This is a genomic window from Paracoccus sp. T5 (genome assembly GCF_048538155.2).
GTDB lineage: Bacteria > Pseudomonadota > Alphaproteobacteria > Rhodobacterales > Rhodobacteraceae > Paracoccus.
This window is the reverse complement of record NZ_CM135809.1, coordinates 2,416,531-2,442,900: the sequence shown is the minus strand read 5'-3', so window position 1 is coordinate 2,442,900 and position 26,370 is coordinate 2,416,531. Positions and strand designations below refer to the sequence as shown.

The 26,370-nt window shown below is 68.1% G+C and carries 21 protein-coding genes; 10 read left to right on the top strand and 11 right to left on the bottom strand.

The window, feature by feature from the left end:
- Position 1: 1 nt before the first annotated feature.
- Both ACNR9W_RS12000 and ACNR9W_RS11995 read left to right on the top strand, forming a co-directional pair.
- Positions 2 to 1,408: a mannitol dehydrogenase family protein gene (locus tag ACNR9W_RS12000; protein WP_458478737.1), complete on the top strand. Its 1,407-nt coding sequence runs from the start codon at positions 2 to 4 to the stop codon at positions 1,406 to 1,408.
- Entirely contained in the window at positions 1,401 to 2,876 is a 1,476-nt protein-coding gene (locus tag ACNR9W_RS11995) for a UxaA family hydrolase (protein WP_419268871.1), read from the top strand. The genes ACNR9W_RS12000 and ACNR9W_RS11995 overlap by 8 nt, the downstream gene beginning before the upstream one ends.
- A 42-nt stretch (positions 2,877 to 2,918) precedes the next feature.
- Here ACNR9W_RS11995 and ACNR9W_RS11990 read toward each other — a convergent pair whose 3' ends face one another.
- Entirely contained in the window at positions 2,919 to 3,833 is a 915-nt protein-coding gene (locus ACNR9W_RS11990) for a sugar kinase (RefSeq protein ID WP_419268869.1), read from the bottom strand.
- A 46-nt stretch (positions 3,834 to 3,879) separates the two neighbouring features.
- Positions 3,880 to 4,554 carry a GntR family transcriptional regulator gene (locus ACNR9W_RS11985; protein WP_419268868.1) on the bottom strand — a complete coding sequence of 225 codons (675 nt, stop codon included), beginning with the start codon at positions 4,552 to 4,554 and terminating at the stop codon, positions 3,880 to 3,882.
- 135 nt (positions 4,555 to 4,689) lie between these two features.
- Between ACNR9W_RS11985 and ACNR9W_RS11980 the strand changes: the two genes are divergently transcribed.
- Both ACNR9W_RS11980 and ACNR9W_RS11975 read left to right on the top strand, forming a co-directional pair.
- A complete protein-coding gene (locus ACNR9W_RS11980) occupies positions 4,690 to 4,986 on the top strand; it encodes a PRC-barrel domain containing protein (protein WP_419268866.1) in 297 nt (98 codons plus the stop codon).
- Positions 4,987 to 5,223: 237 nt separating this feature from the next.
- The gene (locus tag ACNR9W_RS11975; protein WP_419268865.1) at positions 5,224 to 5,367 is read left to right on the top strand and encodes a hypothetical protein; all 144 of its coding nucleotides are present in this window, start codon (positions 5,224 to 5,226) and stop codon (positions 5,365 to 5,367) included.
- Positions 5,368 to 5,424: 57 nt separating this feature from the next.
- Here the strand turns inward: ACNR9W_RS11975 and ACNR9W_RS11970 are convergent, their stop codons facing one another.
- Positions 5,425 to 6,114, bottom strand: a complete 690-nt coding sequence (locus tag ACNR9W_RS11970) for an arylesterase (RefSeq protein WP_419269007.1) — start codon at positions 6,112 to 6,114, stop codon at positions 5,425 to 5,427.
- 31 nt (positions 6,115 to 6,145) lie between these two features.
- Here ACNR9W_RS11970 and ACNR9W_RS11965 point away from each other — a divergent pair, with 31 nt between their 5' ends.
- From ACNR9W_RS11965 to fdhA, 4 genes are all read left to right on the top strand, one after another.
- Positions 6,146 to 6,841 (top strand): ABC transporter ATP-binding protein, encoded by a 696-nt coding sequence (locus ACNR9W_RS11965; protein ID WP_419268864.1) that lies wholly within the window; start codon positions 6,146 to 6,148, stop codon positions 6,839 to 6,841.
- 28 nt (positions 6,842 to 6,869) lie between these two features.
- Positions 6,870 to 9,407, top strand: coding sequence for an ABC transporter permease (locus ACNR9W_RS11960; RefSeq protein ID WP_419268863.1), 2,538 nt, complete (start codon positions 6,870 to 6,872; stop codon positions 9,405 to 9,407).
- Positions 9,408 to 9,505: 98 nt separating this feature from the next.
- Positions 9,506 to 11,131 carry a Na/Pi cotransporter family protein gene (locus ACNR9W_RS11955; protein WP_419268862.1) on the top strand — a complete coding sequence of 542 codons (1,626 nt, stop codon included), beginning with the start codon at positions 9,506 to 9,508 and terminating at the stop codon, positions 11,129 to 11,131.
- Between the two features lie 568 nt (positions 11,132 to 11,699).
- Positions 11,700 to 12,884 (top strand): formaldehyde dehydrogenase, glutathione-independent, encoded by a 1,185-nt coding sequence (gene fdhA / locus ACNR9W_RS11950; RefSeq protein ID WP_419268861.1) that lies wholly within the window; start codon positions 11,700 to 11,702, stop codon positions 12,882 to 12,884.
- A 254-nt stretch (positions 12,885 to 13,138) separates the two neighbouring features.
- Here fdhA and ACNR9W_RS11945 read toward each other — a convergent pair whose 3' ends face one another.
- The 7 genes from ACNR9W_RS11945 to ACNR9W_RS11915 all read right to left on the bottom strand — a co-directional run bounded on the left by ACNR9W_RS11945 (position 13,139) and on the right by ACNR9W_RS11915 (position 22,754).
- Positions 13,139 to 14,794, bottom strand: a complete 1,656-nt coding sequence (locus ACNR9W_RS11945) for an electron transfer flavoprotein-ubiquinone oxidoreductase (RefSeq protein WP_419271642.1) — start codon at positions 14,792 to 14,794, stop codon at positions 13,139 to 13,141.
- 117 nt (positions 14,795 to 14,911) lie between these two features.
- Positions 14,912 to 16,309 carry an L-serine ammonia-lyase gene (locus tag ACNR9W_RS11940; protein WP_419271251.1) on the bottom strand — a complete coding sequence of 466 codons (1,398 nt, stop codon included), beginning with the start codon at positions 16,307 to 16,309 and terminating at the stop codon, positions 14,912 to 14,914.
- 7 nt (positions 16,310 to 16,316) lie between these two features.
- The gene (gene glyA, locus ACNR9W_RS11935) at positions 16,317 to 17,579 is read right to left on the bottom strand and encodes a serine hydroxymethyltransferase (RefSeq protein WP_419271252.1); all 1,263 of its coding nucleotides are present in this window, start codon (positions 17,577 to 17,579) and stop codon (positions 16,317 to 16,319) included.
- Between the two features lie 73 nt (positions 17,580 to 17,652).
- Positions 17,653 to 18,189: a sarcosine oxidase subunit gamma gene (locus ACNR9W_RS11930; protein ID WP_419271253.1), complete on the bottom strand. Its 537-nt coding sequence runs from the start codon at positions 18,187 to 18,189 to the stop codon at positions 17,653 to 17,655.
- 12 nt (positions 18,190 to 18,201) lie between these two features.
- A complete protein-coding gene (locus ACNR9W_RS11925) occupies positions 18,202 to 21,192 on the bottom strand; it encodes a sarcosine oxidase subunit alpha (protein ID WP_419271254.1) in 2,991 nt (996 codons plus the stop codon).
- Complete coding sequence (locus tag ACNR9W_RS11920) at positions 21,189 to 21,488, bottom strand: sarcosine oxidase subunit delta (protein WP_419271255.1); 300 nt, start codon at positions 21,486 to 21,488, stop codon at positions 21,189 to 21,191. The genes ACNR9W_RS11925 and ACNR9W_RS11920 overlap by 4 nt, the downstream gene beginning before the upstream one ends.
- A gap of 12 nt (positions 21,489 to 21,500) precedes the next feature.
- A complete protein-coding gene (locus ACNR9W_RS11915) occupies positions 21,501 to 22,754 on the bottom strand; it encodes a sarcosine oxidase subunit beta family protein (RefSeq protein WP_111301903.1) in 1,254 nt (417 codons plus the stop codon).
- A gap of 97 nt (positions 22,755 to 22,851) precedes the next feature.
- Here ACNR9W_RS11915 and ACNR9W_RS11910 point away from each other — a divergent pair, with 97 nt between their 5' ends.
- Positions 22,852 to 23,880: a GlxA family transcriptional regulator gene (locus ACNR9W_RS11910; protein ID WP_419271256.1), complete on the top strand. Its 1,029-nt coding sequence runs from the start codon at positions 22,852 to 22,854 to the stop codon at positions 23,878 to 23,880.
- 153 nt (positions 23,881 to 24,033) lie between these two features.
- Here ACNR9W_RS11910 and ACNR9W_RS11905 read toward each other — a convergent pair whose 3' ends face one another.
- Positions 24,034 to 25,272: an aromatic ring-hydroxylating oxygenase subunit alpha gene (locus ACNR9W_RS11905; protein ID WP_419271257.1), complete on the bottom strand. Its 1,239-nt coding sequence runs from the start codon at positions 25,270 to 25,272 to the stop codon at positions 24,034 to 24,036.
- 154 nt (positions 25,273 to 25,426) lie between these two features.
- Between ACNR9W_RS11905 and ACNR9W_RS11900 the strand changes: the two genes are divergently transcribed.
- A complete protein-coding gene (locus tag ACNR9W_RS11900; protein WP_419271258.1) occupies positions 25,427 to 26,311 on the top strand; it encodes a LysR family transcriptional regulator in 885 nt (294 codons plus the stop codon).
- Positions 26,312 to 26,370 lie beyond the last annotated feature (59 nt).

The window sequence follows — 26,370 nt, the reverse complement described above, 5'->3', positions numbered from 1 at the left end:
ATTGAACCATGCGCCTTCGGGCGCACCCGCCGGCATCGTGCATCTGGGTCTGGGCGCCTTTTTCCGCGCCCATGGCGCGATCTATGTCGCCAAAGCCATGGCGGCCTCGGGCGGCGACTGGGGCATCGTCGGCGTCTCGCTGCAGTCGCCCGGCACGCGCGACAAGCTGAAGCCGCAGGGCTGGGCCTATACCGCGCTGGAACTGGGGCCGCAGGGTGAAACCCCGCAGGTCGTGACCGTGCTGCGCGACGTCCTGGTCGCGCCCGAAAACCCCCAGGCCGTTCTGGATGCCATGGCGGCGCCAAGCGTCAGGATCGTCAGCCTGACCGTGACCGAAAAGGGGTATTGCCACGAACCCTCGACCGGTCGTCTGAACGCCGATCACCCGGACATCCGGCATGATCTGGAACACCCGCTGCCGAAATCCGCGCCGGGCTTTCTGGTTCGGGCACTGGCGGCACGGCGGGATGCGGGCCTGCGTCCCTTCACCGTTCTTTGCTGCGACAACCTGCCGGAGAATGGCCATGTCGTGCGCGGCGTCGTGCTGGACCTGGCCCGCCTGATCGACCCGGACCTGGCGCGCTGGATCGAGGCCGAGGGGGCGTTTCCCTCGACCATGGTCGACCGGATCGTGCCCGCGACCACGGCCGCCGACCTGGACCGGCTGGCCGACCTGACCGGGCATCGCGACGAGGCGCCGGTCATGCATGAACCCTTCCGCCAGTGGGTGGTCGAGGACAGTTTCGTCAACGGCGCCCGTCCCGATCTGGGGAAGGTGGGGGTCCAGCTGGTCGAAGATGTGACCCCGTTCGAGCACATGAAGCTGCGGATGCTGAACGGCACCCATTCCTCGCTGGCCTATCTGGGTTATCTGGCGGGGCATGAAACCATCTCGGAGACGGTGGCCGATCCGGTCTTCGCCAGCTTCGTGAACAGGCTGTGGCGGTCCGAGATCATCCCGGCCCTGACCCCGCCCCCGGGCGAGGATCTGGGCGCCTATGCCGATGCCCTGGCGGCGCGCTATGCCAACCCCGCCATCCGGCACCGCACCTGGCAGATCGCCATGGATGGCAGCCAGAAGCTGCCGCAGCGCATCCTGGGCACGATTGCCGAAAGCCGTGCGGCCGGTCGTGCGGTTCCCGGCCTGACCTTGGCCGTGGCGGCCTGGATGCGCTATACCTCGGGTCGTGACGAGAAGGGCGCCGCGATCGAGGTCAAGGACCCGCTGGCCGCGCGGCTTGCGGCGCTGTGGCGCGATGATCCGGCGCAGACCGTGGCGGGCTTCCTCGCCCTGACCGAGGTGTTCCCTGCAAGCCTGCTGGAGGATGCGGGCTTTGCGGCCGATCTGACCGCCGCGCTGGAAGGGCTGACTGTCCGGGGCGCCCGCGCCATGGCCGCCGATGTCTGAGCCGCTGGTCCTGAACGCCGCCGACAACGTGGCGATCCTGACCGAAAAGGGCGTGGCACCCGCGGGCCACAAGGTCGCGCGGGTGGCCATCGCGCAAGGGGCGGCGGTCATCAAATATGGCCAGACCATCGGCTATGCGACGGCCCCCATCGCTGCGGGCGATCATGTCCACAGCCACAACTGTGCCTTTGGCGCGCATGACCGGGATTACCGGCCCGGTTCGGCGCTGCCGGCGGCCGAAGCGGCGCTGGAGCGGCATCGCGGCAAGGCGCTGGTCTTCCAGGGCTATCACCGCGCGGGCGGGCAGGTGGGCACCCGCAACTTCATCGCACTGGTCGCGACGGTCAACTGTTCGGCCACGGTGATCCGTCGCGCGGCCGAAGAACTACGGATCGAGGGCGCGCTGGTGCCCTTTCCGAACGTGGACGGGGTCGTGGCCTTTGCCCATGGCACCGGCTGCGGCATGGCCGACAGCGGTCCGGGCTGGCAGGCGCTGCAGCGTGTGCTGACAGGCCATGCGGGTCATCCCAACGTGGGGGCGGCGCTGTTCGTGGGCCTGGGCTGCGAGGTCATGCAGATCGCCCGGATGAAGCAGGAACTGGGCGAGGCTGCGCGCTTTCACGGCCTGACCATCCAGGACAATGGCGGCACGCGGGCGACAATCGAGGCGATCAAGGCCCGGGTGCGCCAGATGTTGCCGCAGGTGAATGCCGCCACGCGTGCGCCGGCGCCCGCCGCTGCCCTGAGAATCGGGCTGCAATGCGGCGGATCGGACGGGTTTTCGGGGATCACCGCGAACCCGGCGCTGGGTGTTGCCAGCGACATCCTGGCCGCGCAGGGGGCCTCGGTCGTTTTGTCCGAAACGCCCGAGATCTATGGTGCCGAACGCCTGCTGCTGGATCGCGCGGCCCGGCCCGACCTGGCCGACAGGCTGCTGGAACGGCTGCGCTGGTGGGAGGATTACACCGCCCGGAACGGCGCCTCGCTGGACAACAACCCCAGCCCTGGCAACAAGGCGGGCGGCTTGACCACGATCCTGGAGAAATCCTTGGGGGCTGTGGCCAAGGCGGGGGCGACGCCCCTGAACGCGGTGCTGGAATACGGGGAACCGATCACGGAGCCTGGCCTGAACTTCATGGACACGCCCGGCTATGATCCGGTCTCCGCCACGGGGCAGATCGCGGGCGGGGCACAGCTGATCGTGTTCACCACCGGCCGCGGCTCGGCCTTCGGGTCGAAACCCGCGCCGACGATCAAGCTGGCGACGAATGACCGGCTCTATACCGCCATGCGTGATGACATGGACATGAACTGCGGCGACATCATGTCCGGCGTCACGCTGGAGGAAAAGGGCCGGCAGATCGTGGACCTGATCCTGCGCGTGGCCTCGGGCGAGGCCACGAAAAGCGAGGATCTGGGGCTGGGCGACAACGAATTCCTGCCCTGGCAGATCGGCGCGGTGGTCTGAGCGCAAAAGGGGGGCAACGGCCCCCCTTTGTTCCGCGACCAATCAGGCGCGCTGCGAAACGGCTTCTGGCACCAGCGCGCCCCGGTGGCGGATGACCTGACGGCTCAGCGCGTGACCGGCGCGGATCGCCCTGTCGCAATCGCCGCCCTCCAGCCAGGCGGCAAGATAGCCGGCGTTGAAGCTGTCGCCCGCAGCGGTCGTGTCCACGGGCGTTTCAGGCGCCAGGTCGGTCACCGCCCCGCGGCCGGCCGCACCGCCGAACCACATCGGGCCGCCGCCGTTCTTGACGACCACATGCGCGGCCCCGGAGCCCAGATAGCGGTCGATGGTCGCCTGCGGGTCGGTGTCGCCGAAATGCGTGGCCTCGTCATCAAAGCTGGGCAGGATCAGGTCGGCCAGGGCGGCGGCATCCTGGATGCTGTCGCGCATCGTCCCCAGATCGGGCCAAAGCCGCGGGCGCAGGTTCGGATCGAAGACCACCGTGGTGCCGGCGGCGCGGGCGGCGGCCAAGGCCGCCAGCAGCCTGACGCGCCCCTCTGGCGGCAGGATGGCAAGGGTGATCCCCGACAGATAGGTCATGCCGCAGCCGGTCAAAGCCGCGTCCAGCGCATCGCGATCATCCGCCAGCCGCCGGGCCGCCGAACTGTCGCGCCAATAGGAAAAGCTGCGCTCTCCTGCCTGCAGGCTGATGGCGTAAAGGCCGATCTCGCGGTCGGGATCGCGGGCCACATGGGTGGTGTCGATCCCTTCGGCCGCCAGGAAATCCAGCATCTGCTGCGAGAAATTGCCCATTCCCACGCGCGTCAGATAGCCGACGGTGAATGCCCGGCCCAGCAGCCGGCGCAGATACCAGGCGGTATTCAGCGTGTCGCCGGCGATGCCAAGGCGCCACAGCTGCGGCTGGTCGGCCTGGGACAGTTCGACCATGGCTTCGCCGATAGACAGGATATGGGTCATGGGCTTTCCTTTCCGGCACGGGCGCAGAACGCGCATCCACAGGCCTTCATTCGGTGAAATAATCGGGATGCGCCGCGGCGATCTGCGGCAGTTCGGTCAGCATCTGGCGCAGGTGGGTGCGCACGGCGGCCTGCGCGGCCGCCGCGTCACCCTGTTCCAGGGCCGTCAGGATTGCGCGATGCTGGGCGATGGTGGCGCTGCGGTCAAAGACCCGCATCGACAGGTGCCGCAGGCGGTTCATCTGCGACTTGAGCCGCTCGAGGTCGTTCCAAACCGCGGCCTGGCCCGCGGCCAGCGCCATGGCGCGGTGAAAGCGGTCGTCGGAGGCGACGAAGCCCGCCACGTCGCCCGCGGCATTGGCCTGGTCCTGCACGACCAGTTCGGCGCGCATGGCCGCCAGATCGGCCCCTGACCCCGCCACCATGGCCGCAAGGTCGCTTTCCACTGCCTCGCGGATCAGCCGTGCCGACAGGACCGCGCTGACCGAGATCTTGCCGATATAGGTCCCGCGCTGCGGCCTCACCTCTGCCAGCCCATCGCTTGCCAGTCGGATGAAGGCTTCGCGCACGGGTTGGCGCGACAGGCCGATCTGCTCGGCAATCTCGGTTTCCGACAGCCGCGCGCCGGGCAGGAGGTCGCCCTGGATGATGCGCTGGTGCAGCCAGTCATGCACCTGCTGCGCGGTCGAAGCGGGGCGTGCGATGGTCGTGGCGTGGGACATGTTTCCTCCATGTACAAGTCTATTCCATACTTCCATACAAGTAAATGCCCGCCGCTCACGTGCAGGTGCGATCGGGGCGGGGAACGGTCGGCGGCATGGGACGTTGTCACCTCGTCAAAGAAAAGGAGGCCCCCCATGGACCATTCCAAGCATCCGCGCCTGACCGACAGCGAATACACCGAGGCCAACCTGACAGGCGCAACCGTCTATGGCCCCGACGATCAGACCATCGGCACCGTGTCGCACACGCATGGCATGGGCGCCTCGGCCCATGTGGTGATCGACGTGGGCGGCTTTCTGGGGATCGGCGCGAAGCCTGTCCAGGTTCCGGCCAGCCAGTTGGACTTCATGCGCGACGAGAGCGGGTCAGTCCACGCGGTCACCAACTGGTCCAAGGACGATCTGAAGGCGATGCCGCGCCACGAGCACTGACACCGCAAGGTGATTTGCAGCGCCCGCAGCTTCCCAAAGTTGCGGGCGTTCGCATGCCGACAGCACCTGGTTGTAACAGGATGGTAAAAGTTAACGGAACTTCCTGACAACTTCGCGATTGATCCTGTGAGAGGTTCGAGGAGGAGCCGATGACCCCCGCAAAGGCCCGCTGCGTCTTTGATGGGCACGAAGATCGGACTGATGCCTGGCCCCTGATACAAGGCAAAGGATGAACCGATGTTTGACGCGAAAACCGAAGCCTACCTGCGCCGCACCCACAGCAGGTCGCAGGTGGATCATCGCCCCAGCACCGTTGTCGCGGCCGTCCTGGCTGCAAATATGGCGCTGTTGATGGGTCTGCTGCTTTACGTAATCCTGTAACACATAAGGGGCCGCAGCGGTGAACGCAGCGGCCCCTTTCTTGGCGAATTCGGCGCGCTATTCTTCCGCCTGCGCCAGCAGCTGCTCCACCTGCGGCCCGATCCCCTCCACGATCTGCCGCACCCCCTCAGCATTGGGATGAATGCGGTCGTCCTGCATCAGATCCGACAGGGACAGCCCCTGCGAGGCCTTGTCGCTGATCGGTCCCAGGAAATCGGGATGGAGCAGCGCGCCCCATTCCCCGGCCAGTTCACGGTACATCGCCTCGAAATCGCGCTTGAAATCCGGACCGTAATTGCCCGGCGCAGGCAGTCCGGCCAGCAGGACCGGCACCTGCGCCTTGTTTGCGCTAGAAAGAATGGCCTCCAGGTTGGCGCGGCTTGTGCTGGGATCGATACCGCGCAGCAGATCGTTGCCGCCAAGCGCCACGATTAGGGCATCCGGCGCCTCGGCCAGGGTCCAGTCGATCCGGGCCGCCCCGCCCGCCGTGGTATCGCCCGACACGCCGGCATTGATGACCCGCACGTCATGGCCGCGGTTCCGCAGCCAATCCTGCAGCACGGGCACGAACCCCTGCTCGGCTGGCAGGCCGTATCCCTGCGTCAGACTGTCGCCCATCGCGGTCAGGACCAGGGGCTCGGCCCCAGCAGGCGCTGCACCCAGCAGCATCAGCGCCGCCATCGCCCGGCGCAGCGCCCGGCCCGCGCGGTTGCCAAGCCCCCGGGCCGCCCCATATCGTGACCGCATCATTCCCGCCCGCATGGTAAGGAGGCTTTCGATGGCCGAAACCGTGATCCGCCTGCGCGACGCCGGCCTGACCCTGCAGGGCAACGCAGGCCCGGTCGAGATCCTGCGCGACATCACGCTGGACGTGCGGCGGGGCGAAACGCTGGGGCTGGTGGGTCCGTCGGGCTCTGGCAAATCATCGCTCCTCATGTTGATGGGCGGTCTGGAACGCGCCACGCGCGGCCATGTCGGCGCCCTGGGCCAGGACCTGACGGCTCTGAACGAGGATGCGCTGGCCCGCTTTCGTCTTGGCAATATGGGGGTGGTGTTCCAGTCCTTCCACCTGATCCCGACGATGACGGCACTGGAAAACGTGGCGACGCCCCTGGAACTGGCTGGTCACGCGGATGCCTTTGACCGTGCGGCGGAGGAGTTGCGTCGCGTGGGACTGGGGCCGCGGCTGGACCATTACCCGGGCCAGATGTCGGGGGGCGAACAGCAGCGCGTGGCCCTGGCCCGTGCGGCGGCGCCGCGCCCGGCGATCCTGTTGGCGGACGAGCCGACCGGAAACCTGGACGGGGCGACGGGGCAGGCGATCATGGACCTGCTGTTCGACCTGCATGCGGCGCATGGCGCGACGCTGATCCTGGTCACCCACGCGCCCGAACTGGCGGCCCGCTGCGACCGGGTGATCCGGCTGGCGGACGGTCGCATCGCAGGCGAAGACCTTGCGGAAGCGGCGCAATGACACGGCCCCGCGCCCACAAGGGGCCGAGATGAGCCTGCGCATCGCCGCCCGCATCGCCCGCCGGGAACTGCGGGGCGGGCTGAAGGGGTTCTGGATCCTGCTGACCTGCCTGGCCTTGGGCGTCGCGGCCATCGCGGCGGTCGGATCGGTCCGTGCCGCGATCGAGGCGGGGCTGGTGCGCGAGGGCGCGGCCCTGCTGGGGGGCGATGCCGAGATCAGCCTGACCTATCGCTTTGCCGACCCCGAGGAGCGCGCCTGGCTGGAGAGCCGGTCCCAGATGCTGTCCGAGGTGGTCGATTTCCGATCCATGGCGGTGGTGGGGCAGGGCGATGCCGCCGAACGCGCGCTGACCCAGGTCAAGGGCGTGGATGCCGCCTGGCCGATGGTGGGAGAGGCGCGCTTCGATCCGCCGATGACCGCGGCCGAGGCGCTTGGGCCGACGCCGTCGGGGCTGCCCGGCGCCGCGATGGAGGCGCTGCTGAGCGACCGGCTTGGCCTGTCGGTCGGCGACGTCTTTCGCCTTGGCGTGCAGGAGTTCCAGCTGACCGCGATCCTTCTGTCTGAACCTGACGCGGGGGCCGCCAGCTTTGGGTTCGGCCCGCGCACGCTGGTGCTGCGCCGGTCGCTGGAGAACAGCCAGCTGCTGGGGCCGGGCACGCTGTTCGACACGCGCTATCGCCTGATGCTGGCGCCCGGCACCGATCCCGACGCGCTGCGGGCCGAACTGCGCCGGCAGTTCCCCGACAGCGGCACCCGCTGGCGCGACAGCCGCCGGGGCGCGCCGGGGATCGAACTGTTCGTGGACCGGATCGGCGCCTTTCTGGTGCTGGTCGGGCTGACCGGGCTGGCAGTCGGCGGCATCGGCGTCTCGGCCGCGGTGCGCGCCTATCTGGAACGCAAGACCCAGGTCATCGCGGTGCTCAAGACCCTGGGGGCGCCCGGCCGGACCATTTTCCAGGTCTATTTCCTGCAGATCGGGGCCCTGACCCTGCTGGGCGTGCTGGCGGGGCTGGCGATCGGGGCGGCGGTGCCCCTGCTGCTGGCCCCGCTGCTGGAGGCGCGGCTGCCGGTGCCGGCGATCTTTCGCCCTTATCCCGCCCCCTTGGCCGAGGCCGCGCTTTACGGCGTGCTGACCGCCTTCGTCTTCACGCTCTGGCCGCTGGCGCGGACGCGGCAGGTGCGCGCGGCGGCGTTGTTCCGGGATCTGGGCGATATGTCGGGCACACGGATGGGTGCTGGTCCCTGGGTGGCGGTGACCGTGGCGCTGGCGGGGCTGGTCGGCGCGGCCGCCTGGTTTTCGGGCCTGCCCCGGCTGGCGGTCGGAACGGCGGGCGGCATCTTGGCGTCTTTTCTGGTGCTGCTGCTGGCGGCGATGCTGGTGCGGCGGCTGGCGCGGGCGGCGGCGGGGGCAGGCTGGGTCCGGGGCCGGACGCCGCTGCGCCTGGCGCTTGGCGCCATCGGCGGCCCGCGCGAAGAGGCAACATCGGTCATCCTGTCCCTGGGGCTGGGGCTGACGGTCCTGGCGGCGGTGGGCCAGATCGAATCGAACCTGCGCCAGGCCATTCGTCAGGAACTGCCCGAACGCGCGCCTGCCTATTTCTTCGTCGACATCCAGGGCGACCAGTTGGAGCCCTTCCTGGCGAGGCTGGAGGGGGACCCCGCGGTCAGCGCGGTGGAAACCGCGCCGATGCTGCGCGGCATCCTGACCCGGATCAACGACCGGCCGGCGCGTGAGGTGGCGGGCGACCACTGGGTGCTGCGCGGCGACCGGGGCGTGACATATGCCGCCCGCCCGCCCGAAGGCACCCGGATCACCCAAGGCGAGTGGTGGCCCGAGGATTACGCGGGGCCGCCGCTGGTCAGCTTTTCGGACGAGATCGCGCAGGAAATCGGCCTGAAGCTGGGCGACAGCATCACCGTGAACATCCTGGGCCGCGACCTGACGGCCCGCATCGCCAGCTTTCGCGAGGTCGATTTCAGCACCGCCGGCATCGGTTTCGTCATGGCCATGAACCCCGCCGCGCTGCAGGCCGCGCCGCACACGCATATCGCCACCGTCTATGCCGCGCCCGAGGCCGAGGCCGCGATCCTGCGCGACCTGGGTGGCCGCTTTCCCAACATCACCGCCGTTCCGGTGCGCGAGGTCATCGACCGCGCGGCGGGCGCCCTGTCGGGAATCGCCGCCGCGACGGCCTGGGCGGCGGGGGCCACGCTGGTCACGGGCTTCATCGTGCTGATCGGCGCCGCGGCCGCCGGAGAACGCGCCCGCGTCTTCGAGGCGGCGGTGCTGAAGACGCTGGGCGCGACGCGGGGCCGCATCCTGTTCAGCTTTGCGCTGCGCTCAGTCATGCTGGGGGCGGCCGCGGGGGCGGTCGCGCTGCTGGCGGGTGCCCTGGGGGGATGGGCGGTGATGACCTTCGTGATGGATGCCCCGTTCCATTTTGATCCGGTTTCGGCCCTGGCGATCGTGGCGGGGGGGGTTACCGCGACGCTGGTGGCGGGGCTGGCCTTTGCGCTGCGCCCCTTGGCGGCCCGCCCCGCCGCCGTGCTGCGGGCGCAGGAATAGGCGCCGGCGCGCCCGTGCCCTGCCGGCGATCTTGCCGAAGACCTTGAATTTCGGCCGAAACGCGTCAAGATCAGGAAACTGTCGCAGAGGAGGCCGGCATGGGCTCGATCATCGTCGGCTGCCAGATCGCCGGGGCGGTGGCGCTGCTGCTGTTCGGCTTGGGACTGATCCGGGACGGGGTGACGCAGGCGCTGGGGTTTCGCCTGAAGGTCGTGCTGGGCCTGGGCACGCGGACCGGACCGCGTGCCTTCGCGGCCGGGCTGGCAACCACGCTCGGGCTGCAATCCTCGACCGCGACGGCGCTGATGGTCAGCTCTTTCGTGGAACGTGACCTGATCCGCACCCGCATGGCGCAGGTCGCGATGCTGGGGGCCAATGTCGGCACCGCGCTGACCGCCTGGTTCGTGACCACGGGCGTCGCCGCCGTGGCGCCGGCGCTGCTGCTGCTGGGATATGTCATGGCGCGCCGGACCCATACCACGCATGTCGGCATCGGCCGGGCGCTGATCGGCGCGGGTCTGATGTTCCTGTCGCTGTCACTGCTGTCGGCCGCGACCGCGCCGCTGCGCGAGGCGCCCGAGGTGGGGGCCTTTCTGGCGATGCTGGACGATGCCTGGCCGGTCGCCCTGATCTTTGCGGCCGGGGTGGCGGCGCTCTGCTCATCCTCGCTGGCGGCGGTGCTCTTGATCACCTCGCTGGCGCTGCCGCCGGCGCTGACGGTGGTGCTGGTCCTGGGAGCCAACCTGGGCGGGGCACTGCCGGCCGTCATGGCCAACCTGTCGGCCGGGGCCGAGGCGCGGCGCGTCACCGCCGGCAACCTGGTCGTCCGGGCCATCGGCTGTCTGGCCGTGCTGCCCCTGGCGGGAACGGTCGGCCCCCTGCTGACCGGCTTTCCGATCGCCAGCGGCCTGGCGGTCGAGGTGCACCTGGTTTTCAATATCGCGGTGGCGGTCGCGATCTGGCCCTTTACCGGCCTCATCTCCAAGGGGATGGCGCGGCTGATCGTGGACGATGAACCCCACGGCGACCCGGCCCCCCGCTGGCTGGACGAGGATGCGCTGAACACGCCCGCCCTGGCGCTGGCCGGAGCGGCCCGGGAGGCCCTGGCCATCGGCGACACGGTCGAACGGATGCTGGTCCAGGCCCGCACGGCCTTTCGTTCCGACGATCCCGCGCCCCTGGCCGAGGTGGCCGAACTGGAGGCGCGGATCGACCGCCGCCAACAGGAGGTCAAGACCTATCTGTCCCGCCTTGGCCGCGGTGCGGGAGAGGTGGAGCGTCGCCGGACCATCGCGATCCTGGACTATGTCATCAACCTCGAACATATCGGCGACATCATCGACAAGGGCCTGTCGCCCGAGGTCCGCCAGAAGATCGGGCTGCGCCTGCGCTTTTCCGACGAGGGTTATGACGAGCTGGACCGGATGTTCCTGATGAGCCTCGACACGCTGCGCATGGCGCAGACGGTCTTCATGACAGGCGACCGGGACCTGGCGCGGCGGCTGATGGAACTGAAGGTCGAGATCCGCAACATGGAGCGCCAGTCGGCCCAACGCCACCTGATCCGCCTGCGCGAAGGCCATGCCGCCAGCCTTGAAACCTCGTCCCTGCACCTGGACATCCTTCGCGACCTGAAGCGGATCAACGCCCATACCGTCGCCGTGGCCCATCCCATCCTGGACGAGGAGGGCCTGCTGGCCGAAAGCCGGCTGCGGCATTCGTGACCGGGCGGGCCTGCGTCAGTGGGGTGTCTGGTTTGCTTTGCTGACCGAAAAACTTGCCCAGAATAGCTGACGCGCCGGCACATGCAGGAGTTTCTGGCCGAGCACGAGCCGGGGCCGACAGGCGTGACATGAGGCTGCCCGAGATCGCGTTCGACCGGTCGGAATCGTAATCGGCGTGAGGGCTTGGGAAGCCGAGCCCCATGGATTTGCGCGCCTGTTTCGGGCGCCTTTTTGCGCGGGTGAGACAGCCGATTTGAACATGGAAATGGCGCCATCTCGGGCCCGTTTGGACGCCGTCGTCAGGGCAGCCCCGGCCCTCATCAGGCAGCAGAGAAATCAGCCGGGAAAACACGCGGATTCCCCTTAATTTACAGGCTTTTTTCGACCCTCCGCCCTTGAAGCGAAAGGGCCTTCCGGATATGGTTTGCGCGGGGGCCACGACGGGCGAACGACGTCGGGTATGGCCGTGTCCCATCCTGCCGCGCGAGGCCGTTAGGAGCGGTTTCGGCCCAGGTCCAAAGCGACCGGATGCCGGTCGCCGTTTCATGATTCCCAGGAGGAGGAACGTATGAGCACCAACAGAGGCGTGGTCTACACCGGACCGGGCAAGGTCGAGGTCGACAACATCCCTGACGCCAAGCTGCAGGCACCCGACGGGCGCAAGATCGGCCATGGGGTGATCCTCAAGGTCGTCTCGACCAACATCTGCGGTTCGGACCAGCACATGGTGCGCGGCCGGACCACCGCCGAGCCCGGCCTGATCCTGGGCCACGAGATCACCGGCGAGGTCATCGAAAAGGGCAGCGATGTCGAGATGCTGGACATCGGCGACATCGTCTCGGTTCCCTTCAACGTGGCCTGCGGCCGCTGCCGCTGCTGCCGGTCGGGCGACACGGGCGTCTGCCTGACGGTGAACCCGTCGCGTGCGGGCGGTGCCTATGGCTATGTCGACATGGGTGGCTGGATCGGTGGGCAGGCCCGCTATGTCATGGTTCCCTATGCCGACTTCAACCTGCTGAAGTTCCCCGACCGCGATCGCGCGATGTCGAAGATCCGCGACCTGACCATGCTGTCGGACATCCTGCCGACGGGCTTCCATGGCGCATGGAAGGCCGGCGTGGGCGTCGGCTCGGTCGTCTATGTTGCGGGCGCGGGCCCGGTGGGGCTGGCCGCGGCGGCTTCCGCACGCATCCTGGGCGCGGCGGTCGTGATGATCGGCGACTTCAACAAGGAACGGCTGGAGCACGCCCGCAAGGTCGGCTTTGAACCGGTGGACCTGTCCAAGGGCGACAACCTGCCCGAGATGATCGCCCAGATCACCGGCAGCCCCGAAGTGGACGCCGCCATCGACGCCGTGGGCTTTGAGGCACGTGGCCATTCCGGTGGCGAACAGCCGGCCATCGTGCTGAACCAGATGATGGAGATCACCCGCGCCGCCGGCCAGATCGGCATCCCGGGCCTCTACGTGACCGAGGATCCGGGTGCAGTCGACGAAGCCGCAAAGCAGGGCAGCCTGTCGATGCGCTTCGGCCTGGGCTGGGCCAAGGCGCAGTCCTTCCACACCGGCCAGACCCCGGTCCTGCAGTACAACCGCCAGCTGATGCAGGCGATCCTGCACGATCGGCTGCCGATCGCGGATATCGTGAACGCAACGATCATCCCGCTGGAGGACGCGGTTCAGGGCTATGAAAGCTTTGACCAGGGTGTCGCCAAGAAGTTCGTGCTGGACCCGCACGGTATGCTGGCCGCCTGAACTCTGCGGCGCGCCGGTTCCTCCGGCGCGCCGACCCCTGCTGCGGCAGACCCTGGTCTGCACCTGCGTGGGCCCGGGGCAGGGGCCATGATCTGGCGGAGCGACATGCCGGATGATCCCGTGCCCGGCGCCCCGTCCTTTTTCCCCACATCAAAAGAAAACGCGCGACCAGATGGGCGCGCGCTTGCGTGGGACGGTCCACAGGCATCAGGGTTGGCAAAGACCCCTGCAACGCCTGCGGCTTTTCGCTTCCATCACATGTTCGGGTAGTTCGGTCCGTCCCCGCCCTGGGGGGTGGTCCAGACGATGTTCTGGCTGGGGTCCTTGATGTCGCAGGTCTTGCAGTGGACGCAGTTCTGGAAGTTGATGACAAAGCGCGGGCCGGCCTCGTCCTGGACGACCTCGTAGACGCCGGCCGGGCAATAGCGCTGCGCGGGCTCGGCATATTCGGGCAGGTTCACCGCGATGGGGACCGACGGGTCGCGCAGCTTCAGGTGGCAGGGCTGGCTTTCCTCGTGGTTGGTGAAGGAGAAGGCCACGTTCGTCAGCCGGTCGAAGGACAGCACGCCGTCGGGGCGCGGATAGTCGATCGGCTTGTGGTCGGCCGCCTTGCCGGTGGCGGCGGCGTCGGACTTGCCGTGGCTCCAGGTGCCCATCGGGTTCCAGCCGGTCAGGTTCGCCACCCACATGTCGAAGCCGCCCAGCATCAGGCTGGCGGTCAGGCCCAGCTTGGACCACATCGGCTTGACGTTCCTGACCCGCTTGAGGTCCTGGCCGATCTCGCCCCCGCGGACGGCCACGTCGTAGTCGGCCAGCCGGTCGCCCTCGCGCCCGGCATGGATCGCGGCGGCGGCGGCATCGGCGGCAGCAATGCCCGACAGCATCGCGTTGTGGTTGCCCTTGATGCGCGGCAGGTTGACCATGCCGGCGGAACATCCCAGCAGCAGCCCGCCCTCGAACGACATCTGCGGCAGCGACTGGAAGCCGCCCTCGCTGATGGCGCGGGCGCCATAGCTGATGCGCTTGCCGCCCTCCAAGAGGTCCGCCACCATCGGGTGGTGCTTGAAGCGCTGGAACTCCATGTAGGGATACAGATGCGGGTTCTTGTAGTTCAGGTGGACGACGAAGCCGACCAGCACCTGGTTGTTCTCGAGGTGATAGATGAAGCTGCCGCCGCCCGCGTTCTTGCCCAGGGGCCAGCCCATCGTGTGCACGACGCGGCCCTTCTGGAACTTCTCGGGGCGGACCTCCCAGATCTCCTTCATGCCCAGGCCGAACTTCTGCGCATCCGATCCCGCGGTCAGGTTCAGCCGCTCGTTGATCTGCTTGGCCAGGCTCCCGCGCACGCCCTCGGCGATGAAGACATACTTGCCCAAGAGCTCCATCCCCGGCTCGTAGCCGTCGCCGATGGAGCCGTCGGGATTGCGGCCGAATTCGCCGGCGACGACGCCCGCGACCCGATTGCCGTTCCAGACGACCTGGCTGGCGGCCATGCCGGGGAAGATCTCGACGCCGAGCGCCTCGGCCTGCTCTGCCATCCAGCGGCAGACATTGCCCATGGAGACGATGTAGTTGCCGTGGTTCGACATCAGGGGCGGCATCGGCCAGTTCGGCACCCGCACCTGGCCCGCCTCGCCCAGGACGTAGAAGTTGTCGTCGGTGACCTCGGTGGTCAGCGGCGCGCCCTTCTCCTTCCAGTCGGGGATCAGCCGGGTCAGCCCGCAGGGGTCCAGGACCGCCCCCGACAGGATATGCGCCCCGACCTCCGAGCCCTTCTCCAGCACCACGACCGACAGTTCGGGGTCGATCTGCTTCAGCCGGATCGCCGCCGACAGACCGCTCGGACCCGCCCCCACGATCACGACGTCATACTCCATCGACTCGCGCTCGATCCCGCTCTCCTCGATCATCCGATGGTACCTTCGTGCTCGTGCTGTTGGGTGGAATTCAGGATGGCGGCCCTCCGCCGCCGAGGGCCCGTCATGGCCAGCCGGACCCACGGGCGATCGGCCCGCGGGTCCCTGGTTTCAGCATTCCGGCAGGTTGACGGCGATACCGCCCTGCGACGTTTCCTTGTACCTGCTGTCCATGTCCCTGCCGGTCTGCAGCATGACGCGGATGCAGTTGTCGAGCGGCATGAAATGCTGCCCGTCGCCCCGCAGCGCCAAGCTGGCCGCCGAGACCGCCTTGATGGCGCCCAAGGCGTTGCGTTCGATGCAGGGCACCTGGACCAAGCCCGCGGCCGGGTCGCAGGTCATGCCGAGGTGATGTTCCAGGGCGATCTCGGCAGCATTCTCGATCTGCTCATTGGTGCCGCCCAGGACAGCGCAGAGCGCCGCCGCGGCCATTGCGGCGGCCGAGCCGACCTCGCCCTGGCAACCGACTTCGGCCCCCGAGATCGAGGCATTGGCCTTGATGATCCCGCCCACGGCGGCAGCCGTCAGCAGGAACTCGCGGCACTGCTCGTCCGAGCCGCCGATATGGTCCTGCCAATAGCGCAGGACCGCGGGAACCGTGCCGGCGGCGCCATTGGTTGGGGCGGTGACGACGCGGCCACCGGCGGCGTTCTCCTCGTTCACGGCCATGGCATAGACGCTGAGCCAGTCATTCACCGTGTGCGGATGCTGGTCGTTGCGGAAGCGCTCTGCCTGCAGCGTCCGGTGGATGGCCGCAGCACGCCGGCGCACCTTGAGCCCGCCGGGCAGGATGCCCTCCTCGCGCAAACCCCGGTCGATGCAGGCGTTCATCGCGCCGGCCAGCCGGTCCAGACCGGCGTCCAGGTCAGTGCGCCCCTGCGCCAGTTCGTTCGCGCGCTTCATCGCAGCGATGCCGAGGCCCGACTTGCGGCCCATCTGCAGCATCTCGGCGGCATTGGCGAAGGGATAAGGCACGTCGGGGCGATGGGGCGGCTTGTCGGCCGCGGCGCGATCCGCCAGAAGCTGCGCCTCGGTCAGCACGAAGCCGCCGCCGATCGAGTAATAGACAGTCATCAGGCAGCGGTTGCCCTGCGCGTCAAAGGCCTCGAAGGTCATGGCATTGGCGTGCAGGGGCAGGGAGGGCCCGTAATCGAAGATCAGGTCGCGCGCGGGCGAAAATTCCAGCGCCGGCAGGCCCGGAGGGGTCACCTGGTTGGTCTGGTTCAGCTCCGCGATCATGCCCTCGGCCGCGTCGGGATCCATGCTCTCGGGGCGCTGCCCCAGCAGCCCCAGCATCACCGCCCGGTCGGTGGCATGACCCTTGCCGGTGAAGGCCAGGGAACCATGCAGCGTCACGCGCAGCCGGGTGGGCTGGCCCGCGCCGGGGATGGGTTCGGCCCCGCCGCGCAGGTCGTCCAGGAAATGCGCGGCCGCCACCATCGGCCCCATCGTGTGCGACGACGAGGGACCGATGCCATGCTTGAAGACGTCGAAGACCGAGATGAACATGGATGTGTCAGCCGTAGATCGGGAAGCGGTCGCACATCGCCTTGACCTCGGCGCGGACGGAGGCTTCGGTGTCGGGGCAGCCTTCGCGATTGTCCGCCAGCGCCTTGAGGACGCGCAGGATCATCTGGCCGATGGTCCGGAATTCGGCCTCGCCGAAGCCGCGGGTGGTGCCCGCCGAGCTGCCAAGCCGGATGCCCGAGGTGACGAAGGGCTTTTCCGGATCGAAGGGGATGGCGTTCTTGTTGCAGGTCAGGCCCGCACGCTCCAGCCCGATCTCGGCGGCCTTGCCGGTGACGCCAAGCGGGCGCAGGTCGCACAGGACCATGTGGCAGTCGGTGCCGCCCGAGACGATGCCCATGCCGCCTTGGGTCAGGGTGTCGGCCAGGACGCGGGCATTGGCGATGACGTTCCGCGCGTAATCCTTGAACGAGGGCTGCAGCGCCTCGCCAAAGGCCACGGCCTTGGCGGCGATCACGTGCATCAGCGGGCCGCCCTGGTTGCCCGGGAAGACGGCCGAGTTGAACTTCTTGGCCAGGTCATCGTCATTGGTCAGGATCACGCCGCCGCGCGGGCCGCGCAGGGTCTTGTGCGTGGTCGAGGTGGTGACATGGGCATGCGGCACCGGGTTGGGGTATTCGCCTGCGGCGATCAGGCCCGCGTAATGGGCCATGTCGACCATCAGATAGGCCCCGACCTCGTCGGCGATGGCGCGGAAGGCGGCGAAGTCCATGTGGCGCGGATAGGCCGAGGCGCCCGCCACGATCAGCTTGGGACGTTCGGCCAGGGCCAGGTCGCGGACCTTGGCCATGTCGATCAGGTGCGTGTCCTCCTCGACCTCGTAGGAGACGACCTGGAACCACTTGCCCGACATGGTCACGGGCGAGCCGTGGGTCAGGTGGCCGCCATGGGCCAGCGACAGGCCCATGATCTTGTCGCCGGGCTGCAGCAGGGCCAGGAAGACCGCCTGGTTGGCCTGCGCGCCGGAATGGGGCTGGACGTTGACATGCGCGGCGCCGAACAGCTCCTTCAGGCGGTCGCGGGCGATGTCCTCGACCTCGTCCACGAATTCGCAGCCGCCGTAATAGCGCTTGCCGGGATAGCCCTCGGCATACTTGTTCGTCAGGACCGAACCCTGGGCCGCCAGGACATCGCTAGATACGATGTTCTCGGAGGCGATCAGCTCGATCTGGTCCTGCTGGCGGCTCAGTTCGCGGCCGATGGCCCCGGCGATGGCGGTGTCGGACAGGTGCGGGGTCTTGAAGTCGAGCATGGGAGGTCCTTTCGGCATTTCGGGGTCGTCCGCGGCCCGAAGGCCGCGAGCCGCAGGAGTGGAGGAGCGCGCCTCAGAGGCCGGACTTCAGTTCCACGGTGATCTTGTCCAGGATCGCGCGGACATGCGGCAGGAAGCTGCGCCACACGTCCATGCGGAAGTCCTGCGGGCCATCGCGCCACAACAGCACGGTCGCGCTGTCGAACAGCGTGCGCGCGCCCCGGCCGACCGGGATGGCATCGATGTCGCGGGGGCAGACGGCCGTCAGGGCCGTCAGCGCCTGCGCACCCGACAGGCGCAGCGTGATCTCGCGGTCGCTGACCTCGACCAGGCTGTGCGGGATCTGGGCATAGGCCGCAGCCCCCGCCGCGACCAGCGCGTCGCGCTCGGCCTCGGCGGTCAGGATCGCCCACTCGTCGGGACCCAGGCACAGGACCTCGGTCTGGCCGGCGGTGCTGCGCTGCCCGATCACGGTGGGCAGTTCCAGCCCGAGCGCGGCCGCCAGGGCCTCGCGCTGGCCGGGACGGACCCGCAGCGAGAAGCGGCCGACCGGGGGAAGCTCTTCCAGCAGGAAGGGCTGAGCATTGAAGTCATGTCGTTGCGTTGTCATGGTCGTCGCTCCTCAGGCCTTCAGCCGTTCGCCTTCAGGGTCATAGAAGTTGGTCGAGGTGACCTTGGCCCGGATCGTGCCGTTCGGCATCGGGATGTGCACCGTCTCGCCCATGCGGTTGTGGCCGCCGGTGATCACCGCCATCGCGATCGGCCGGCCCAGGGCCACCGAGTCATAGGACGAGGTCACATGCCCGGCCATGGTCATCGGCGTCTTCTGGTTGGGGTCCAGCACGATCTGCGCGCCTTCCTCCAGCCGGGTGCCGTCCTCGGTGATCAGGCCGACCAGCTGCTTGCGGTTCGGCGCGACGATGTCGGGACGATCCAGCGAGCGCTTGCCCACGAAGTCCTTCTTCGCCTTGCCGATCGCCCAGTCCAGACCCGCGTCCTGCGGGGTGACGGTGCCGTCGGTGTCCTGGCCCACGATGATATAGCCCTTTTCGGCGCGCAGGACGTGCATCGACTCGGTGCCATAGGGGCAGATGTCATAGGCACGGCCGGCCTCGTGGATCGCCTTCCACAGCGCAAGGCCGTGGCGGGCGGGGACGTTAATCTCGAAGCCCAGCTCGCCGGTGAAGCTGATGCGGAACAGGCGCGCCGGCAGGCCCGCCACGGTGCATTCCGCGACCGACATGTGCGGGAAGTTGGCGTCGGACATGTCCAGGCCTTCGACCAGCGGCTCCAGCACCTTGCGGGCGTTGGGACCGTTGACCGCGACCGTCGACCACTGTTCGGTCGTCGAGGTCAGCCAGACGTTCAGGTCGGGCCATTCGGTCTGGAGATAATCCTCCATCATGTTCAGGACGCGCGCGGCACCGCCGGTGGTGGTGGTGACGTGGAACAGGTCCTGCGACAGGCGGCCGATGACGCCGTCATCGCGGATGAACCCGTCCTCGCCCAGCAGAAGGCCATAGCGGCAGCGGCCCGGCGCCAGTTTCGTCCAGGGGTTCGTGTACATGCGGTTCATGAACTCGACCGCATCGGGACCCGCGACCTCGATCTTGCCCAGGGTCGAGGCATCGAACATGCCCACCGAGGCCCGCGTCGCGCGGCATTCGCGCGCCACGGCGGCATGCATGTCCTCTCCGCCCTTGGGGAAGTACCAGGCGCGGCGCCACAGCGACACCGGCTCGAACACCGCACCCTGCGCCTCGGCCCAGGGGTCGATGGGCGTCTTGCGGGTCAGTTCGAAGGTGGCGCCCTTGTGATAGCCCGCGAAGGCACCAAAGCTGGTCGGTGTGTAGGGCGGACGGAAGGTCGTCAGACCCACCTGCGGCGGCTGCTTGCCCAGGGCGTCGGCGGCGATCATCAGGCCGTTGATGTTCGACATCTTGCCTTGGTCGGTGGCCATGCCGTTGGTGGTGTAGCGCTTGACGTGCTCGATCGAGCGCATGCCCTCGCGCACGGCCAGGCGGATGTCCTTGGCGGTCACGTCGTTCTGGTAGTCGACAAAGGCCTTGGCCTTGCCGGCGCTGAGGTCGGTCGGCAGTTCCTTCTGGCTGACGCCGGTGCCGGGGCGGTCACCCTCGACGCCTGCGCCGAAGGCGGTGCCGGTGCGACCAAGGGCCTCGGCAGCGGCCATGCCGGCCTTCACGCCATCCTCGATCACCGGACCATAGCCCCAGAGCCCGCGGCCGGCGCCGGCGATCTGGCAGGCCTCGGTCTTGTGGTTGGGCAGGAAGGTGCGGCTGTCCGCATCCCAGGTCAGCGAACCCTTGGTGTGCGAGAAGAGATGCAGCGACGGCGTCCAGCCGCCCGACATCAGCAGCGTGTCGCAGGCGATCTTGCGGCCCGCGCCGACCTGGCCACCCTTGACCGGGTTGACGCGGACGCCCTTGATGCGCAGGCGGCCATAGGTCGTGGTGACGGTGTGGCCGGTCAGCAGCTGGATGCCGCGACGGCGGGCAGCCTCGGCCAGGTCCGGGCGGACCTGGTCGCGGGTGTCGGCGATGACCGTCACGCGGCCGCCGGCATCCACCAGGTCGAAGGCGGCGTAATAGGCGCTGTCATGGCTGGTCACCACGGCGGCGCAATCGCCGACCTTGACGCCATAGCGGTTCAGGTAGGTCTGCGCGGAGCCGGCCAGCATGACGCCCGGGCGGTCGTTGCCGTCGAACACCAGCGGCTTTTCCAGCGCGCCCTGCGCCAGGACGACCTGCTCGGCCCGGACGCGCCACATGCGTTCGCGCGGCGCACCATGCGGCGGCTGGTCCAGATGGTCGGTCAGACGCTCGCAGAGGCCCACGAAGTTCTGGTGGTAATAGCCGATGGCGGTGGTGCGGGTCATCACGCGGACACCGGCGGCGCGCAGCTGCGACAGCTGCTCGGCCAACCAAGCCCAGGAGCCGCGGCCGTCGATGCGCACCGAAGGATCGGACAGCAGCGAGCCGCCCATCTCGGCGTTCTCGTCCACCAGCACCACGCGGGCGCCGGAGCGTGCCGCGACCAGTGCCGCCGCGATGCCCGAGGCGCCGCCGCCGATCACCAGCACGTCGGTGTGCAGGTAGCGCGAGGCGTATTCGTCCGGGTCGACCTCGGTGGGCGACTTGCCCAGGCCGGCGGCGGCACGGATGAAGGGCTCATAGACCTTGTCCCAGAAGCTGCGCGGCCACATGAAGGTCTTGTAGTAGAAGCCGGCCGAGAACAGCATGTAGGCGCGGTCGTTCACCGCCCCGATGTCGAACTTCAGCGACGGAAACTTGTTCTGGCTCTCGGTCACCAGGCCCTGGCGCAGTTCCTGCACGGTGGCGCGGGTGTTCGGCTCGAACCGGCCCGGGCCGCGCGAGGTGCCGATCAGGGCGTTCGGCTCTTCCGAACCGGCGCTGACGGGACCGCGGGGGCGGTGATACTTGAACGAGCGGCCCATCAGGTGCACGCCGTTGGCCAGCAGCGCCGAGGCGACCGTGTCGCCGCGCAGGCCGGTGTAGCGGCGGCCGTCGAAGGTGAAGCTGACCGGCGCCGCGGGATCGACGCGGCCCATGCCGGGGATACGGTAACGGCTCATTCCGCGGCCTCCAGGGCGTTCAGGACCGGGCGTGCCTCGCCGGCCTTGTAGGTCATCAGGAAGCGGTCGCTGACAGTGTCGCGCACCGCGTTGAAGAAGCGTCCGCAGCCGTGGATGTGGCGCCAGCGCTCGAAATGCGGGCCCCGGGCGTTGGTGCGGATGAACAGGAAGTCGCGCCATTCCTCGTCCGACAGGGCAGAGGGGTCGGCGGGGCGGTCGATATGCGCCTCGCCGGCATAGGCGAACTCAAGCTCGGGCAGGGTTGCCTCGCAATAGGGGCAGTGGATCAGCAGCATGGGTCCGGTTCCTCAATGCGCCACGGCGGCGGCGGCGGCTTCGTCGATCAGCCGGCCGGTGGTGAAGCGTTCCAGGGTGAAGGGTGCGTTGATGGGATGCGGCTCGTCCTTGGCGACGGTCCAGGCCAGCGTATGCGCGGCCCCCGGGGTCGCCTTGAAGCCGCCCGTGCCCCATCCGCAGTTGACATAAAGGCCCTTGACCGGGGTCTTGCCCAGGATGGCGCTGCGGTCGGGGGTCACGTCCACGATCCCGCCCCATTTGCGCAGCATGCGCATCCGGTTGAAGATCGGGAAGACCTCGCAGATGGCCGCGACCGTATGCTCGATCAGCGGCAGGCCGCCGCGCTGGCTGTAGCTGGTGTACTGGTCGGTGCCCGAGCCGATGACCAACTCGCCCTTGTCGGACTGGCTGATATAGGCATGGACGCTGTTCGACATCACGACGCAGGGGAAGATCGGCTTGATCGGCTCGCTGACCAGCGCCTGCAGCGGATAGCTTTCCAGCGGCATCCGCACGCCCGCGCTGTCCATGACGACGCTGGTGTTGCCGGCGGCCGAGACGGCGACCTTCTTGGCCTTGATGAAGCCCTTGGCGGTGTCGACGCCCAGCACCGCCCCGTCGGGGCCGCGGCGGATCGCGATGACCGGGCAGTTCTGGATGATGTCGACGCCGCGCGCCGCCGCGGCGCGGGCATAGCCCCAGGCCACCGCGTCGTGGCGTGCCGTGCCGGCCCGCATCTGCAGGGCCGCGCCCATGACGGGATAGCGCGCGTCGGGGCTGATGTTCAGCGGCGGGCAGAAGGCCTTGGCCTCTTCCTTGGTCAGCCAGCGGTTGTCGACGCCGTTCAGGCGGTTCGAATGCACGTGGCGCTGGAACGACTGCACGTCATGGACGTTGTGCGCCAGCATCATCACGCCGCGCTTCGAATACATGACGTTGTAGTTCAGCTCCTGGCTGAGGTTTTCCCACAGGTCCAGGGCGTGGTCATAGAGCCGCGCGCTTTCGTCATAGAGATAGTTCGACCGGATGATCGTGGTGTTGCGGCCGGTATTGCCGCCGCCCAGCCAGCCCTTGTCGATCACCGCGACATTGGTGATGCCGTGTTCCTTGGCCAGGTAATAGGCGGCACCCAGGCCATGACCGCCGGCGCCGACGATGACCACGTCGTATTCCGCCTTGGGCTGGCTGTCGGGCCATTGCTCGCGCCAGCCCTTGTGGCCGTTCAGAGCTTGCTTCAGCAGGGAGAAGGCAGAGAAGTGCGTCATGTCGATGCCGCCGTGTTTGAAGGACTGGACAGCAATCTACTTTCAAGGCAAAGGTCAGGGTTGAAGAATTGCGTCACCGTTCGTGCAGGATCGCGTCATGGCCCAGAATCTCCAGCCCGTCCAGAAACGCCTCCGTGTCGCGTTTCTTCTGGCCGACCAGTTCACCCTGTCGGCCTTCGCCAATTTCGTGGACGTGCTGCGCCTGGCGGCGGACGAGGCCGACAAGTCGCGTCCCATCCTGTGCGACTGGACGGTGCTGTCGGACCGGATGGACAGCGTCCGCTCCAGCTGCGGCGTCCGCGTCCAGCCCGACACGCGGCTGCGCCAGGCCGGGCGCTTCGACTATCTGGTCGTGGTCGGCGGGCTGATCAGCGACCGGGCGATGCTGGACCCCGCGGCGATGGAGTTCCTGCAGGCCACGGCGGCGCGCGGGGTGCCCATCATCGGGCTTTGCACCGGCGTCTTCACCCTTCAGGCGGCGGGGCTGCTGCAGGGGTACCGCTGCTGCGTCAGCTGGTTCCACCACCAGGACTTCCTGGACCGCTTTGACAGCGAACGGCCGGTCTCGGACCAGATCTTCGTGGTGGATCGCGACCGCCTGACCTGTTCGGGCGGGCATGGTGCCGCGCATCTGGCCGCCTTCCTGGTGCAGCGCCATATCGGCCAGTCGGCGGCCACCAAAAGCCTCAACATCATGATGATCGACGACGTGCTCAGCGGCCAGCGGGCGCAGCCCGGTCAGGCGCTGGCGCGCCAGCCGCGCGACGAACTGGTCAAGCGCGCCTTGCTGAAGATGCAGCAGAGCATCGAGCTGCCGCGCACGGTCGATGACCTGGCCGCCGAGCTGGGGGTGGGGCGGCGGACGCTGGAACGCCGCTTCCAGGCGGATCTGGGGCAGTCGCCCCGCACGATCTATCTGGAGATCCGGATCGAGCGCGCCCTGACCCGGCTGCGCACGACCGACCATCCCATCACCGAGATCGCGCTGGCCTGCGGCTTCTGCGACGCGCCGCACCTGTCGCGGATGCTGAAGGCGGAACGGGGCCTGACGCCTGCGGAAATCCGGCGGGCGCGGCCCGAAACGTCGGAAACGCAGCCGGCCCGTCCCCTGGTCCGGCAGCAGTGACCTGATCCGGTGGTCGCGGCGGGGCTGCGGCCGTGGTGGCATGGGCACATGACGGCGGAGGCAAAAGCAGATCGCCCGCCCAGGTGACTGGGCGGGCGGTTCGGAAGACATCCCGGTCGCAGTGATGACCGGATGTTGCTGCGGCCGGTGCCGTTACTCGGCCGCCATGGCGGTCGGACGCTCGGTCGCACGGACGCGGTCCAGGTACCAGTTCACGAACTGGATTACGCCATCCTCGTGCAGCGTCGAGTAGGGGCCAGGCTGGTAGGCGGGCGAGCAGATGCCCTGCTGGTTATGCTCGACCACGCGGCGATCTTCGTCGTTGGTGTGTTCCCAGACCGTGGTGAGGTTCTTCAGGTCATAATCCACGCCTTCGACGGCGTCCTTGTTGACCAGCCAGGTGGTCTGGACCTCGGTCTCCATCGGGCTGATCGGGGTCACGCGGAAGGTGATCGAGTGGTCGGTCAGGAAGTGGTTCCAGGTCGTGGGATAATGGAACATCAGCAGCGTGCCGGCATCCAGGAAGGGAACCTGGCCGAGGCGCTTCTGCACGGCGATCTTGCCGCTGACCGTATAGCTTTCCGCACCGTCCAGAAGCGGCATCCGCGCCACGCGGAACTGCCCGTCGGCACCCATCTGGAAGCGCGAGGGCGCCCCGGCCGATTCCATGCGGTTGAAGTGGTTCTCGACCTTCTCGGGGAAGGTGCCGTCGGGGCTGACGCCGGTGATCGACGGATCCTCGGGATAGGTGCGGCACAGGTCGGGGTGGTTGCCGGCGCAGTGATAGCACTCGCGGTTGTTTTCCCAGACCAGCTTCCAGTTGCCGTTCTCGATGATCGTGGACTGGAAGGCGACCTTGGCGTTCGACAGGTCATGCACGCCCAGATAGGGCGTCACGGTCGCGGCGAAGGTGTCGAAGTCGGGCGCGGTCTCGGCCAGGCAGATATAGACCAGGCCAGCCAGTTCGCGGCAATGGACGGGCTTCAGCTTGTACTGCGTCGGGTCGAAGTCGACGCCCATGTCGCGGGCCCAGACCAGCTGGCCGTCCAGGCCGTAGGTCCACTGGTGATAGGGGCAGGTCAGCTTGGCCACGCGGCCCTGCGAGGCGCTGCAGATGATCGACCCGCGGTGGCGGCACGAGTTGTGGAAGGCGCGGATGCCGCCCTGGTTGTCGCGCAGCACGATGACGTCATAGGCACCGATGCGCAGGCGCTGGAAGCTGCCGGACTTGTCCAGGGTGCAGGCCGGGATGGCATAGAGCCATTCGCGGTAGAAGATCGTCTCCATGTCCCGCTCGAACATCTCGGGCGAGGTGTAGAAGGCTTGCGGCAGTCCGTGGCCGGGCTTGTGGCTGGACAGCAGGTCGGAAACAAAATTGTCGGGGCGGTGCATGGCGGGCTCCTGAGGGCGGACTAGCTTCGGCAGACGAAGCCATTTGCTGCTACGATTGACAATCTGGAAAAATTTCAATTGGAGTTAGATGTTCTAACGTCACCCTCGCCGCGCGCGGGATTGCGACGGAATGCTTCGGAAAGCGACATTTTGCATGAACAAGCCCTATGACCTGCCCTCGCTGACCGACCTGTCCTGTTTCGAAGTCGCCGCCCGGCACCGCAGCTTCAAGCGCGCCGCGACCGAGCTGAACGTGACGCCCGCCGCCGTCAGCCACCGCATCAAGGCGCTGGAACAGGAGCTGGGGCAGCCGCTGTTCACCCGCCGCTTTCGGGGCGTGGAGCTGACCGAGGCGGGGGCGCTGCTGTTCGTGGCCCTGCAGCGGGGGTTCACCGGCATTTCCGACATCGTGGCCCGCATCCGCAGCCGGCATGTCCGGTCAGGCGTGTCCATCGCGGCGACGACGGCGATGAGCACCATGTGGCTGATGCCGCGCCTGGCCGCGTTCTGGCGCTCCTATCCCGAGATCGCCATCTCCCAGGCGGTGCAGGACGGGCAGGTGCCCGAAGGCGTGGACCTGAGCATCCATTACGGCGATCCTGACCCGCAGGACGACGAGACGATCATCCTGTTCCGCGACCGCATCCTGGCCTTGGGCACGGCCGAGCTGGCCGAGCGGCACGGCATCCGCCGGCTGGAGGACCTGACCCGCGTGCCGCTGGTCCATACGCGCTCGGATGCCGGCGACTGGACCGGCTGGCAGAACTGGTTCGAGCATCTGGGCGCGGCGCCGCCCCAGGGACCGTCCTTCGTGCTGAACAACTACCTGGTGTCGCTGAAGGCGGCCGAGGATCACATGGGCGCCGTGCTTGGCTGGGAGGGTCTGCTGGGCAGCTATCTGAACAAAGGCCCGCTGATCCAGCTGGTCCCCGAGGCCATGCCCTCGCCCTTTCCCTTTTATCTGCGGGTCCATGGCCGGGCTTCGGCCAACGGACGGCTGCTGGCGGACTGGCTTGCCTCGAATGTCCAGCTGACCTGAAACGGGAAAACCCCGGCGGATCGCTCCGCCGGGGTTCTTGTTCAGGTTAGCTGATCTTG

What these genes read in the sequence shown, in the direction of transcription:
- ACNR9W_RS11990 (WP_419268869.1), bottom strand. Translation starts at nt 3,833, where the DNA reads ATGACCCATATCCTGTCTATCGGCGAAGCCATGGTCGAACTGTCCCAG.
- ACNR9W_RS11945 (WP_419271642.1), bottom strand. Translation starts at nt 14,794, where the DNA reads ATGATCGAGGAGAGCGGGATCGAGCGCGAGTCGATGGAGTATGACGTC.
- ACNR9W_RS11930 (WP_419271253.1), bottom strand. Translation starts at nt 18,189, where the DNA reads ATGACAACGCAACGACATGACTTCAATGCTCAGCCCTTCCTGCTGGAA.
- ACNR9W_RS11940 (WP_419271251.1), bottom strand. Translation starts at nt 16,309, where the DNA reads ATGTTCATCTCGGTCTTCGACGTCTTCAAGCATGGCATCGGTCCCTCG.
- fdhA (WP_419268861.1), top strand. Translation starts at nt 11,700, where the DNA reads ATGAGCACCAACAGAGGCGTGGTCTACACCGGACCGGGCAAGGTCGAG.
- ACNR9W_RS11970 (WP_419269007.1), bottom strand. Translation starts at nt 6,114, where the DNA reads ATGCGGTCACGATATGGGGCGGCCCGGGGGCTTGGCAACCGCGCGGGC.
- ACNR9W_RS11985 (WP_419268868.1), bottom strand. Translation starts at nt 4,554, where the DNA reads ATGTCCCACGCCACGACCATCGCACGCCCCGCTTCGACCGCGCAGCAG.
- ACNR9W_RS11980 (WP_419268866.1), top strand. Translation starts at nt 4,690, where the DNA reads ATGGACCATTCCAAGCATCCGCGCCTGACCGACAGCGAATACACCGAG.
- ACNR9W_RS11960 (WP_419268863.1), top strand. Translation starts at nt 6,870, where the DNA reads ATGAGCCTGCGCATCGCCGCCCGCATCGCCCGCCGGGAACTGCGGGGC.
- ACNR9W_RS11925 (WP_419271254.1), bottom strand. Translation starts at nt 21,192, where the DNA reads ATGAGCCGTTACCGTATCCCCGGCATGGGCCGCGTCGATCCCGCGGCG.
- ACNR9W_RS11965 (WP_419268864.1), top strand. Translation starts at nt 6,146, where the DNA reads ATGGCCGAAACCGTGATCCGCCTGCGCGACGCCGGCCTGACCCTGCAG.
- ACNR9W_RS11900 (WP_419271258.1), top strand. Translation starts at nt 25,427, where the DNA reads ATGAACAAGCCCTATGACCTGCCCTCGCTGACCGACCTGTCCTGTTTC.
- ACNR9W_RS11905 (WP_419271257.1), bottom strand. Translation starts at nt 25,272, where the DNA reads ATGCACCGCCCCGACAATTTTGTTTCCGACCTGCTGTCCAGCCACAAG.
- glyA (WP_419271252.1), bottom strand. Translation starts at nt 17,579, where the DNA reads ATGCTCGACTTCAAGACCCCGCACCTGTCCGACACCGCCATCGCCGGG.
- ACNR9W_RS11995 (WP_419268871.1), top strand. Translation starts at nt 1,401, where the DNA reads ATGTCTGAGCCGCTGGTCCTGAACGCCGCCGACAACGTGGCGATCCTG.
- ACNR9W_RS11955 (WP_419268862.1), top strand. Translation starts at nt 9,506, where the DNA reads ATGGGCTCGATCATCGTCGGCTGCCAGATCGCCGGGGCGGTGGCGCTG.
- ACNR9W_RS11910 (WP_419271256.1), top strand. Translation starts at nt 22,852, where the DNA reads ATGGCCCAGAATCTCCAGCCCGTCCAGAAACGCCTCCGTGTCGCGTTT.
- ACNR9W_RS11975 (WP_419268865.1), top strand. Translation starts at nt 5,224, where the DNA reads ATGTTTGACGCGAAAACCGAAGCCTACCTGCGCCGCACCCACAGCAGG.
- ACNR9W_RS11920 (WP_419271255.1), bottom strand. Translation starts at nt 21,488, where the DNA reads ATGCTGCTGATCCACTGCCCCTATTGCGAGGCAACCCTGCCCGAGCTT.
- ACNR9W_RS11915 (WP_111301903.1), bottom strand. Translation starts at nt 22,754, where the DNA reads ATGACGCACTTCTCTGCCTTCTCCCTGCTGAAGCAAGCTCTGAACGGC.